Raw genomic sequence first — 12,102 nt, 5'->3', positions numbered from 1 at the left:
CTTTATTTTGGATTTGGATAGGTTACTACCACCAACCCATTATAAAGGCTTTTTTTATAGAAAAGTTTATTTGCGGAAAATTTAATTTATTTAGCTATGTTGAATTATTTTAATGCGACACTAGTGACATTTTTTAACAAAAAAAAGAAAATATTTCCTAAAAAACACAACATTAATCCAACTGATAGAAATCAATGACTACTCATTTCTACCAAAATCTTGCACTGACTCCGATCATTTGTTAACCTTTCCAATCCTTCTGTAACTAGATCATCCAATGCAATCTTGCTTGTTATAACTGCATTTCCATTAATCACACCACGTGCTAGTAATCGAATAACTTCAGGGAATAGATTATTATAGGCAAATGACCCACTAACCTTTACTTCTGGAGAAACGATTAAATTGGGACTAAATGAAACTGGTTTCTCCCACACACTAACTATTTTAAATTCTCCTCCTGGTCGGATAGAAACGATGCCTGTTGAAAATGTTGCTTCCACACCTGCAGCATCGTAAGCAACATCTACTCCTCCTTCTGTATTATCCAAAATAAAGCTTCTGACATCTTGCTCCATAGGATTGAGTACATAGGTTGCCCCTAATTCCAATGCTTTTTTCCGTCTTTCATCAGATACTTCAACGACAAAGATTTCACTTGCTCCTGCGGCTTTTACTGCCTGTAAAACAAGTAATCCAATTGGTCCTGCACCGAATATAGCAGCAGTGTCACCAAGACGAAGCTGACTTGTACGTACTGCATGTACAGCAACTGAAGTTGGCTCAACAAGGGCTCCAAGCTCTAAACTCATTTGATCTGGTAAAAGATATACATTCTCTTGGTTCACCACTGCATATTCAGCAAATCCACCAGATTTTGTATAGCCATAAGAGCCACCCAATTTACATATATTGAAATACCCTCGTTTACAGTTCGTACATTTCCCACATGGTGTTAACGGTTCAACAGCGACTCTATCTCCAACATTAGCCTTTGAAACACCTTCACCAACTTCGACAACCGTACCAGAAAATTCATGTCCCCATACAGAATGGGTACGAAAAGGGTATGCCCCAGCAAGATATTCATGCATATCACTTCCACAAATGCCTGCAAATGCAACTTTTATTTTCACCATACCACTTTCTAATGAAGGAACTGCTGTTTCTTCAATTCTGATATCTTTTGCTCCATAAAAATTGGCTGCTTTCATTACTGTACTCCCCTTTATGAAAATACTTACCATCAATCAGGAGGTTATTTTTTTCTATACCTCACCGATCGTTTGTTTAACCAATCAACCTTTTAAAGGATAAGTGTATCCCTTACTAATCTCCTTATCTTTGTTAAAGAGAAGACTTCCTGCTCTTTAATTCGGGATCGATAAGTCCTTGTAAAAGAAAACGCACCGCATAATCTGCAATCTCTTCGGATGTAAGATCTAAACTCCCACGATTTAAGAAACTATTATGGTAAGAATACATTAAAGTTCCCATAATAAAGTCAATAGCTAAATCAACTGAAGGAAAATGAATCGTTTTCTGCTCCATACATGCCAGCAATATTACCCGAAGTTGTTCCCAAGAAGGTAAGAAGACATCTTTTAGCATCCCAATCCTAGGACTATTCATTACAATTTCCTGCTGCAAAATATTAATTAATTCATGTTCTTCATGACGATACAGAATAAATCTTTTACAAAATTCTTTTAAAGCCTCTAAAGAATCCGATAAATCATATTCTGTCGTCATAAAAGATTCTCTCAACGGTTCAAAAAGTGCATAAAATACATTTTCTTTTCCACCAAAATGGTAGGATACCAACGCAAGAGATACCTTTGCCTCTTCACATATCTGCCTCACTGTTGTTCCATCATATCCCTTTTTAGAAAATAGATGCTTAGCGGCATGTAATATTTGAACTTTTACTTGTTTATTTTTTTCTTCATCATTTACTATTTGCTTTGCCATAGTTCCCTCTTCCTGTCCTACATGAACAAATAATGAACTTTTTAAAATACTAGTTTATGCTTGTCCTTTTTACTTGTCAATTTACACTTGGATAGAACTTTCGGCATTTTCCTACTTATTTATTTTTTAAAAAGTCAGGATCAGCGAAACTTGGATTTGGATATTTATAGAATCCCTCTCCTGTTGCACGTCCTAATTTTCCTTTATCAATATAATCAACTTTTAATTTATCAGCTAACTTTATATATTCAGCAGCTCCAGTTGCATCTGCTTTTCCTTTTGTAATGTTATAAGCAGTAGTAATACCGACTACATCAAGAATTGCAAATGGTCCCATAGGTGCTCCAGTTGCTACCATCCATGTTTTATCGATTATTTCCACTTCTGCTACTTCATTAACAAGTAACATTTGAGCTGCTTCTAACAGAGGAACTAATAAGGAGTTCAAAATATAGCCTGGCTGTTCTTTATGAAGTGGTAATGCAATCATTCCAATACTTTTTGCAAAAGCTATTACTTCTTCAAAAACACTTTCAGAAGTTCCTTTATGCTTCATAATTTCCGCAGTGTTATTTTTCCAAATTTCATTAGCAAAATGAAGAGCTAAGAACTTATCTGGACGTCCAGTAGCTTCAACAAATTGGCTTGGTAGAAGTGTGGAAGAATTTGTAGCAAAAATAGTTTTTTCTGGAGCAACAGTGGCTAACTGTTTGTAAAAATCTGTTTTAATTTGGACTACTTCAGGGATTGCTTCAATAACAAGATCTGCATTTTCAACCGCATCTGCTAAGTTCGAATAAAAAGAAAGACGACCATAAGCTTCCTTTAACTCTGCATCCGTAGAACCGATATCTTTTTTGTAGTATGGCATTAAATCTTGAAGGCGATCTTTTGCTTTTTCTAGAACTTCCTCATTTATATCGTATACGGATACTTTATACCCCATAAATGCAGTTTGAAAGGCAATTTGACTACCTAAAACTCCACTACCAGCAACAGTAATATGTTTGAAATCCATTGTAAATTCTCCCTTTCTGTTCCTTAATAGATTCATTACTTTAAAAAATAATAAACTATCATCTATTTGAACAATCGTTTTGAACGTTTGTTCAATTTATAATTTACGCTTATCCTTTTTTATTGTCAAACATAAACATCTTGCTTATAGTGAAAAACGAATACCAAGCACTAGAAAAGACATTTATTTCTGAATGGTGTTGCAACTCCATTCAGAAATAAATGCTGCTTCTGTAGATGAACTACTAGATTCCATGAAGATTAAAGCATATATACATGTTCAAAAAGCTAAATCTATGACATAATGTTTTTAATCTGATTATTCTAACTATTAAGGAGTGGTACTAAATGATAGAAAAACTTTACTGGTTACCTACAGGAAAATTAACGCTAGATCATTCTTCTTTAAATCAAAAATTAGAGCCTGGAAAGCTTGTAACCTTACAAATATGGTCCTATCTGCTAGAAACAAAGGATGGCCCTATCCTTATTGATACAGGTATGCCAGAATCGTTTATTGAAAATCCAGGTTATTTTGATCATACGCCATTTGAAGGGTTGTTCTTACCTGATATGAGAAAGGAAGATCATATTCTTTCCGTATTAGATAGAATTGGCTATAAACCAGATGACATTCAAGCAATCATTTCTTCCCATTTACATATGGATCACGCTGGTGGAAATCCGCTGTTTCCCAAAACACCTATATTTGTTCAGCAAGCAGAGCTGGATGTTTCTATTGGAAACGAAGGATATGCTCCACCAGAATGCACGCAAGCAGATTTAAATTATAAGGCCATTCAAGGAGATTATGAACTCATGCCTGGAATTCAACTTCTCTTCACTCCTGGTCATACACCTGGACATCAATCAATTCTTGTAACTACGAAGCAATCTGGGCCTATTTTATTGACGATTGATTTAGCCTATACAAAAGAAAATTATGAAGATGACATTCCATTTGCTACATTTGATCAACAAATAGCTACTGAATCGATTAGAAAAATTAAAAATCTTATGGCCGAAATACGTCCTACTCGTATTTTTTATGGGCATGATTTGGACCAAGCAACTACACAGAAGACTTACCCAGACTTTTCTTAGAGACAAACTTCAGATATAGTTTATTACAACTATTATAACAGTGCTATCCAGTTTCATTTTGATAGATTATGAAAAATCCACTCTAGAAAACAACAATAGTACCTGTCACCAAATAAGGTGACAAGCACTATTGTTTGCTACCATTTCCATTACTCAAATAACGTCATCTGCTCCGTCTCCCCAAGCCGATCAATCGTTTGTGGCTCATGATCTTGGAAAAATGCATGGTGCAGCCATTTCTCCTTCGTCATAATCTTTTTACTAGCATCATTTGATGGTCTTAAGCGGCAGCTATAAAGGATTGGAAAATAATCTTGCAAAAATTTACCTTCTGCATGTGCTGTTAACGCAATTATTTGAAATCCTAACTGTTCGGCAACGAAAAAGACCGGACTTAACACATGGTCGCTCGATGCTTTTCCGAATGGATTATCGAGAATTACCACCCTATTACGTTTTCGGTTAGTTGGTTGATGTTTTTTCTTTTCTGCTACATAATTGAGTATGCCTAAAAATAGAGTCATATTCTTACTCCATTTTTCCCCACCGGACCAGACATTACTTTGCTCCCAGCTGTAGTTCCGAGTGGATACCTTATTATCATTGGTTACTTTGCGACAGTTTACTTTTAAAACATCATTACTCATTACTACTTGGAGTAACTGTTTCGTCTGCAGCCATTTCTCTGTCTCTTTTCGAATTTTCACTGTATCTTGTTGTCCTAAGTCATTTAAGAATCTTTCTGAATCCAATTGTTGTAAAATCCATTCAATATAGTCTCTTATTCTCATCTTACCAGCATCTTCTTCCCATTCAGGAATTTTAAAGGTATAGATTTGCTTCCAATCATCTTCCACCTTCACTCTTGTTTTCTTAGGAATTTGATTGATTTCTTCGACCAGTGTTTGTAAATGGGAATGGATTTGATTGATAAAAAATTGTAAATCTTCGTCACTTTGACGGATATGCTCCATGGCATAGTTAGATATTTTCTCAATACGAAGAAGCATATTTTTCTTAAACTCTAACAAATCTTCATAGTTTTGTTTATTATCTAGGCCAGTGATAGCCATCTGCTGCAGCTTAATATTCGAAATTTCACGATTACAAAACTCTCGGAATTTTCGTCGAGACTTTTCCACTTCCGTCTGCTCTGTTTCCGCTAATTGTTTATTCTGCTTTAATTCCTTCACTACTTTATCTATATATTTCTGGCGATTATAAGTAAAGGTAAGTATTTCTTCCTGTGCTATAGAAAATGGTACAATATGCGGTGCTTTAAAATGATGACTGTCCTCAAAAAGATCCATGCCTAAAATCGCTTCACCTATAGAAGTTAACTCCTTTTTAATTCTTGCTTCTTCTTTCTCTAAATATGCTTTTCTTTCGAGTAAAGCCTCTTTTTCTATTGCTAGTTCTTCCATAATTTCCGATTTTATTTTGGTAAAATGAACTACTTCTTCTAGGAATTTCTCTTTAAATTGTTTCACTTTTAGTTGCCATATACCATGTTGTCTTTCTTTTCGGGTGTTTCTGCGCTCTACTTCATTTACTAGTTTCTCAATTTCACTTTCAACAGTTTGCATTTGATTCCATAACTGATCTTGCAATAGCTTGTGGTCACTTAGAAACTCTATCGTTTCATCTATATAAGGATGTTCCTTTTGTAACTCTTCTATTTGATTTTTTACTTTGTTAAGAGAATTTTGATTTGCTTCTCTTTTAGCGAGTAATTCTCCTTCGGCAACCGTTATTTCACGAATTTTCATTTCTAATGAGAACATTTTTTCTTTAATTGTCGATTTATCCTCATTTGAAAAGATCGGAATAATGGTTCCTAAAGATTTATACTCCTCCTCTTGCTGAAGCATTTCTGCTCTCACCTTATTCCTACTTATCTGTTCATCTAGATACTCTTTCTCTTCCTTAAAATCAGTTAGTTGTCGTTCAATTCCGATAAGCTCTTTTTTTATTTCTACGAGTTGATTTCTAGTATCTATTTCTTTTCTAGAGACATCTAGAACTTCTTTGGCGTACTGTACATATTGTGTCCCTTTATCGATTTTTCCTTCTAACCCATTTTTCTCATCTCGATAATCTTTAACCGTAATTGTATGCTTTTTCCCTTTATCCTGAAAAGAAAGTATAAGTTTTTTTTCCTTTTGAAGTTGCTGCTCTAAATTCTCTAATAAAGCTTTTGCTTCATTCTGCTGATTCTTCCATTCTGTTATGCGAGCAAATGGATATGTTTCCAGAAAGTTTCGGAATGTCTGCTGGGCATCTTGCCATTTCTTCACTTCCAATTCTTTTTCCTCACGAAGCAGAGTAGCTTCCTTCGCAATCGTACTAACCTGTTTTTTCCATTCCGCGAAATGATTTTGACTTGAGTTTGCTTGCCAGTGAGACGGCACTACCCAATTTTCATTTGCTTGATAATCTTGAATCGTTAATGCTTCTTCAGTAGTAAGTACCACAATTGGGTATTGCAGCTCTTTGGTCATATTGGAAATTCGATCTAGGAGCTTCAACTTAGATTTTTGTGTTGTAACCAACGTAATCGGCCATAAAGGGTATTGTTTTGCTGCTTGCTTTTCTGCTTCATCTAATTCTTGTAAATACTCTACTCCAGTTACTACATAGTCCAATTGATTTTTCCATGACCAAAGCTGTTTTTCAAGGTAGGAATCCCCAAAGAAAATATCTTGATTCGCGTAATCATCAACAAAGCGATGGGCCATTCTTTCTTTATCCAGTAACTTCTCCTTTTCTTTCTTTACATTCACCAATGTTTCAGTAATTCTATGTTCAATGGATTCTTGTTTTAAATATACTGTATCAAGGGCATTCCATGCAGCATAAAGAGTTGCAAGTTCTTTTATTAGCTTTTTTTCTGCTTGTTCTCCAAGTGACAGGTTATAGGAGATTTTGTCCATCTCTTTTTCCAGATTCATCACTTGCAATTGAACCTCTTCTTTTCTTTGCTCTGCTTCTTTTATCTCCACCAGAAATTGCTTCATTTCCTGTTCCAGACGAATGATTTCTTGATCGAGATGCTGTGCTCTATGCTGCCATACTAAGAGCTCTGCTTCAACTTTTTCTTGTTCTGGATTGGCAAGAATTTGTTGTTTTATACGCCCCATATCCTTTTTAAGATAATTAATTGTCGTAGTAATTTGTGTATTAAGTGCCTCTATCTCCTTCTCCCTTGCCAATAAATCACTTTGCTTTGATTCTTTACTAGCAATCCCATCCATTATAGGATTTAGTTGATACCTTATCTCTTGCTTATTTTTTTCTAACCGTTCAAATTCTCCTTCATACCACCCTAACAAAGTTGCTTTTACTTCCACTAATTGTTCTCTAAAATCTTGCACTTCTTCCTTTTGATCATGCATTTTCAGTTCTGCTTCTATGTTGGTTAGCGCTTCTATTAATACACGTTTTTCGTTCTTTAAACCTTTTAGTTTTAAGGAGTAAAATTCTTTTTTATACCGCTTGAGATTTTCTTCTTTGTCATTTTTTTGTTGATAACTTTCTTTATAAGCTTGATTTAAATTCTGAAACTTCCACTCTTCTTGTAAAATATCAAAAGAAGCCTCTTTCACTTCGTATAAATGATTACTCGAAAACCATTCCTTCCATTTTTCTGTAATACTTTGTTGTTCTGCTAAGTAGCTTTCTTTTTGGCTAATCGCTTCCTTATAAAGACCTTTTACAAACTGTTTCGTTTTTTCATAAACATTTTCTTGAAAATGAAGTACTTCATATTTTTTTGTGAAATCTTCCAATTTCCTTTGTATTTGTTTATTTTCTTCTAATGTTTCTTTTAAATTTTGATAGTTTTTTAAACTGGCATGCTGTTGTTCAAATGTATTAGCGAACAACTGCGTATCATGACCAACAATTGAATTTTCTACTATAGGTATTAATAGACGGTCAAATAATTGATTCGTGTTTTTGCAGTCGTCAAAAAAAGCTTCTACTCCCCCTTCTGAACTATTAATTTTCGCAATACTTTCCCATTCACTTGTGATGATTTGAAATTGTTCTTCTATATACTGCTTATACTCTTTAATTGTCTGAAATGTTCTCGCCGATAAAGATTTTTCTCGCATATAACTATAGTAGTCTTGCATTTCGCCTTTTTCTGCCGTTCTTTTTCCTGCTTTCCCTTCTTTCACAAAAGGAATTTCTTCCATGCTGTTTGCATCGTTTTCTCCGTAATCATAGACATAGCGTAGTGAATCGATTCCTTGTTTTGTTGTAAATAGCGACACCGCTGTTACTACATAATGTCTTGGATTATCATTGGTAATCCATTCAATGGCAATATGCGCCGGAGCATTCTCAAGCATTAATGTATTCTTGATTTTCCGATCTGCTAAATCTGTATGAGGCAAAATAGCTTGCAGGGCAGTTTGAATAAAAACAGTCTTTCCTCCGCCGTTTTCTAAAAGAATCGCACTATTTTGTCCATCAAATAAAAAAATCTCATTGTTGTAACGCTTATTCCCCTCTTCATAGATCACATTCGTTAACCGGATTTTGCTAATCGATGGCATGACTTTCCTCCTTACTAAAGCTATAAATAAACTCGAAAATGCCTTTATTATATTCCACTTCCATAAAATATCGCTGAATGATTGTTTTCGCCTTTTCCGTTAAGGTTATTTCATTATTACCAATATCTTGGATTAAATCTTGATCAATTAAGAATCGCTTTACCGTATTCATGAAACTAAACCGACTGATTGTATTTCCAGCCTGCTTTTTAGCCGTTTCCTTAATATCATCCATGTCTTCCCATTTCTCGATAATGATACTCCAATTATAAGAAAACTCCTTTTCCAGTTCCTTCAATGTATCTTCATCATGCGTCTTTAGATGCTCTATTCGTTCATGAATAAAGCGCACCCATTCATCCAATCTTAAGAAAAGTCTTGTGGGCTCTATGCTTTGATAGGTATCGTAAAAACTACCAAAAAGGACGATGGTCGCAAAATAAAGCAAATAAATATCTCCATTTGTTGCTCCAGAACGTAAATAATTTCGCTTCAGCCATTCATTGCTAACATGAAAGGGGGATAGTTTCGTTTCTGGTATTAATAGCATTTGTTCGCTGGTATTCACAATAACACAGTCCACTTCTTTACTAAATAGATCGAGCAATCCTCGAATTTCGTCATCTGCTTTATATTGCTGAACAGCTTCTTTATCTGCTACACCATCCCGAACTAATCTTGTATATATTTGAAAAGCATTCTTAATCGTTTGTTCCGAGTAATTCATTTTCTTCTCCTTCCAAAGAAATAATCATTTCTTGAATTGAATAGCGGGCAAATTGTCTAATAACACTCTTTTCTTCTATAACAATAAGCGTACGATTTTCTATAAGTGCCAAAGCTTCACCAAGTAAGGTTGTTCCTTCTTCTTCCTGTATAGAACCTTGCGCAATTGGTGACCTTTGATGCAAGATTAACCAAAATTCATAAAAATAACGATTTTCATAGAGCGACGATTGTCCAATTTCGTCTAAAAAATGAAGATAGGAAGATAAAGTATTCCCCTTTCCTGTCTGATAGGCAAATAAAAATAATTCCATAATCTCTTTATATTTTTTCATTAGATTTTTCCGATAAGGTCCATCTTCGTCTTCATTACTTAGCTCTATTAATCCTTGCTCCACTGGTTTTTCTCTTTCTTCGTTTATATTTTGTTCAGCCAAAATGGTTAGAGGTGACCAGAAGTGATTTTCTTCCACTTTTAAAAATGGGTGCAAAACGCCTTGCATCGCTTCAAAAGGTAATGGTGTGGAAATCAAATGAGAAACAATATCTTGATCGAAATTAAATGCTTGTATCCCCGTATAATATAGCGATTCTTGGGCAGTCACTAGCGTAGTATTTTTTAAGGATAGTGTCTGTTCCAACAACCTTGAATGCTCATAATGTACTCCTTCTAATTCTCTTGTAATGGTAAGAATTAATTCATACGTTTTGTGCTCCTTCTTGTGAACATCTTTGGAATACAATCTTTCTCTTGTCTCTTTTACAAATTGGCGGAGCTCTTTAAATTCTTCATCTTCTCTTGATAATCGGGCAGAAATATCTTCTAATAGCTGTTTATAGCGGGCAAAGGTTTCTTCTGAAACAATACTCCGCTGAATCTCATGTTTTAACTTTCCAATTCGTTCATCTAAACTTTCTACATCTATTCTCATTTCATTAATCTGGCGCAGAGCTCCTTTAAACTCCCCTCGATCCAATTGTTTCCGCAACATAAGCTGATTAATAGACAGTTGAAATTCACTATAAAATTCTTTCGTCGCAAACACTAATTCAAGCCCATCTTCATCCAACGTATAATATTGTGTATTGGTTTCCATATCAAAATTATTCGCTTTGAGAATAGAATAGTCTATTATATCCTCTTTTCCTGAATCCCAATTATAATAAGAATAACTGCGTTTCCTCCCTGTTGTAGGTCGAAATATTTGAATAATAGTTCTTGCTATTCTTTCATAATCCCGCTCATCAAGTATATATTGATTTTCCGTTAGCTTTTGCAAAAAGCGAGCCAATTGTTTTGTACCAACTTTATAATTCCGAATTAATTTCTGCTCAAAAAAGAAAAGCAAGGAAAGCAATCCAAGTCCTTTCATATCAACCATCAACTCTTGTTGATCTTGTTCTCGTTTTCTTTCTAATTCATATAATGGATCAAATAAAGCGAGACGGTGCATTCGTTCTCTATATCCATTCGTTATTTCTTGTAATTCAAGCTTGTCCAATTTGACTCCCTCCAAATTTGCTGCAACTCCTTAGTTTTAAGTGTTTCCTGTGGATAATAGCATCCGTCTTCTAAGAGGCGTTGAATTTGCAGTTGCTGCTCCAAAGGAAAATAGGATAAAAATTGACTGAATGCTATTTCTCTACTTTTTTGATATGCTTTTCCCATAGCAGATTTCTTATGCAAACAAGCTTCATAGAAAGGAAGTGCTAATATCATATTCTGTTTTTCATTCAAGGAATACCAAATGGATATGCCTTCATGATCTATATCACCAAAGTAGAAAAAATAGTGTTTAGCTATTACAGGATACTGCATAGGAAATTGTTCAATACTTTTTATTACTGCTTTTCCACTCCCGTAGATTAATGTAGAAAATTTTGTTTCTTTTAATACAGGAAGTAGCCCTTGAAAGGTTGTCTTATTTTCAACTATTAAATGAAACTGTTCTTCTACTGTTATTTGCATAGGATTAATTGCGAACATGAGTGGTTCAGAAACTGGGATAATTTTCAATGAATGAAAGAGACCGATTTTCTCGAGTATTTCTTTTCCTCCTTTTTCCACTATCCATTTCTCATCTTCCACTAATTCATAGCTCCGTTCTGGAGCAGGTACTTCTTCAGTTGGAAAAGAAAACTTCTGCAAATACTGATCAATCTTCTGGATATAAGGTAAGTGTTTTTTCCAAACATTAGGTTCTTCTTGATAGTATGCGTCCAAATTAATGGATGGGTGCAAGTTTCTTCGGTAGGATTGTAATTCCTTATGATAATCATCTACTAACATTTTCTTTTGAATACGATATTGAAAGGCAAGTGAAGGATTTCGACTATTTCTTCCTTTTGCTTTTACCATTCCAAGAATTCCTTCTGCTTCCAATTCCAACACTACTTGAGCAAATTCCTCATAGCTACGAATAAATGGCTTTATCACTTGTTCTAATTCAAGCAGTGATACAGTCTTCTTTGGGAATGCAATAAACAATTTTTTTATCTCTTCCAATACACAAACACTTCTTTCATAAGTAATTAAATCTACTATTATTGTACTAGATAATGGTATGAAGGCTAAATATTTTTTTGCATAACAAAGTGCCAGCGTATAATGGTAAATAAGTCAAATGGAAATTTCTTAGAAAAAAGACAAACTTTAAGAAAAGTCCCCTATTTCCATTTTTAGGAAGAATCAACCATCACAGAGTATTATTATAGGGCTCCT

At 34.6% G+C, this 12,102-nt stretch carries 8 protein-coding genes; 1 reads left to right on the top strand and 7 read right to left on the bottom strand.

What is annotated here, in order from left to right; all coding sequences use genetic code 11:
• Window positions 1-191 precede the first annotated feature (191 nt).
• The 3 genes from QQZ16_RS20315 to QQZ16_RS20305 form a co-directional block, all read right to left on the bottom strand.
• Entirely contained in the window at window positions 192-1,214 is a 1,023-nt protein-coding gene (locus QQZ16_RS20315) for a 2,3-butanediol dehydrogenase (protein WP_048717819.1), read from the bottom strand.
• A gap of 133 nt (window positions 1,215-1,347) precedes the next feature.
• Window positions 1,348-1,971, bottom strand: coding sequence for a TetR family transcriptional regulator (locus tag QQZ16_RS20310; RefSeq protein WP_031537996.1), 624 nt, complete (start codon window positions 1,969-1,971; stop codon window positions 1,348-1,350).
• Between the two features lie 115 nt (window positions 1,972-2,086).
• On the bottom strand, window positions 2,087-2,989 hold the full coding sequence (locus QQZ16_RS20305; protein WP_235252368.1) for a 3-hydroxyacyl-CoA dehydrogenase: 903 nt from the start codon (window positions 2,987-2,989) through the stop codon (window positions 2,087-2,089).
• A gap of 347 nt (window positions 2,990-3,336) precedes the next feature.
• Here QQZ16_RS20305 and aiiA point away from each other — a divergent pair, with 347 nt between their 5' ends.
• Complete coding sequence (aiiA, locus tag QQZ16_RS20300) at window positions 3,337-4,092, top strand: quorum-quenching N-acyl homoserine lactonase AiiA (protein ID WP_235252369.1); 756 nt, start codon at window positions 3,337-3,339, stop codon at window positions 4,090-4,092.
• Between the two features lie 149 nt (window positions 4,093-4,241).
• On the opposite strand, the gene QQZ16_RS20295 is transcribed toward aiiA, so the two are convergent.
• The 4 genes from QQZ16_RS20295 to QQZ16_RS20280 are packed head-to-tail and all read right to left on the bottom strand — an operon-like array spanning window position 4,242 to window position 11,886.
• Entirely contained in the window at window positions 4,242-8,654 is a 4,413-nt protein-coding gene (locus QQZ16_RS20295; RefSeq protein ID WP_235252370.1) for a hypothetical protein, read from the bottom strand.
• Entirely contained in the window at window positions 8,641-9,381 is a 741-nt protein-coding gene (locus QQZ16_RS20290) for a DUF6063 family protein (protein ID WP_048717814.1), read from the bottom strand. The genes QQZ16_RS20295 and QQZ16_RS20290 overlap by 14 nt, the downstream gene beginning before the upstream one ends.
• Complete coding sequence (locus QQZ16_RS20285; protein ID WP_035416739.1) at window positions 9,356-10,882, bottom strand: hypothetical protein; 1,527 nt, start codon at window positions 10,880-10,882, stop codon at window positions 9,356-9,358. The genes QQZ16_RS20290 and QQZ16_RS20285 overlap by 26 nt, the downstream gene beginning before the upstream one ends.
• Entirely contained in the window at window positions 10,855-11,886 is a 1,032-nt protein-coding gene (locus QQZ16_RS20280) for a Wadjet anti-phage system protein JetD domain-containing protein (protein WP_048717813.1), read from the bottom strand. Before QQZ16_RS20280 ends, QQZ16_RS20285 begins: the two co-directional genes overlap by 28 nt.
• Window positions 11,887-12,102 lie beyond the last annotated feature (216 nt).

This window comes from Bacillus sp. T2.9-1 (genome assembly GCF_950097965.1).
In the GTDB taxonomy this organism is placed as follows: Bacteria; Bacillota; Bacilli; order Bacillales; family Cytobacillaceae; genus Niallia; species Niallia hominis.
The sequence above is the reverse complement of the archived record's forward strand: the minus strand, read 5'-3'. Positions and strand labels throughout refer to the sequence as shown.

Bases quoted from the DNA above. Each gene is read 5' to 3' on its own strand.
- QQZ16_RS20315 (WP_048717819.1), bottom strand. From the start codon at position 1,214: ATGAAAGCAGCCAATTTTTATGGAGCAAAAGATATCAGAATTGAAGAA.
- QQZ16_RS20310 (WP_031537996.1), bottom strand. From the start codon at position 1,971: ATGGCAAAGCAAATAGTAAATGATGAAGAAAAAAATAAACAAGTAAAA.
- QQZ16_RS20305 (WP_235252368.1), bottom strand. From the start codon at position 2,989: ATGGATTTCAAACATATTACTGTTGCTGGTAGTGGAGTTTTAGGTAGT.
- aiiA (WP_235252369.1), top strand. From the start codon at position 3,337: ATGATAGAAAAACTTTACTGGTTACCTACAGGAAAATTAACGCTAGAT.
- QQZ16_RS20295 (WP_235252370.1), bottom strand. From the start codon at position 8,654: ATGCCATCGATTAGCAAAATCCGGTTAACGAATGTGATCTATGAAGAG.
- QQZ16_RS20290 (WP_048717814.1), bottom strand. From the start codon at position 9,381: ATGAATTACTCGGAACAAACGATTAAGAATGCTTTTCAAATATATACA.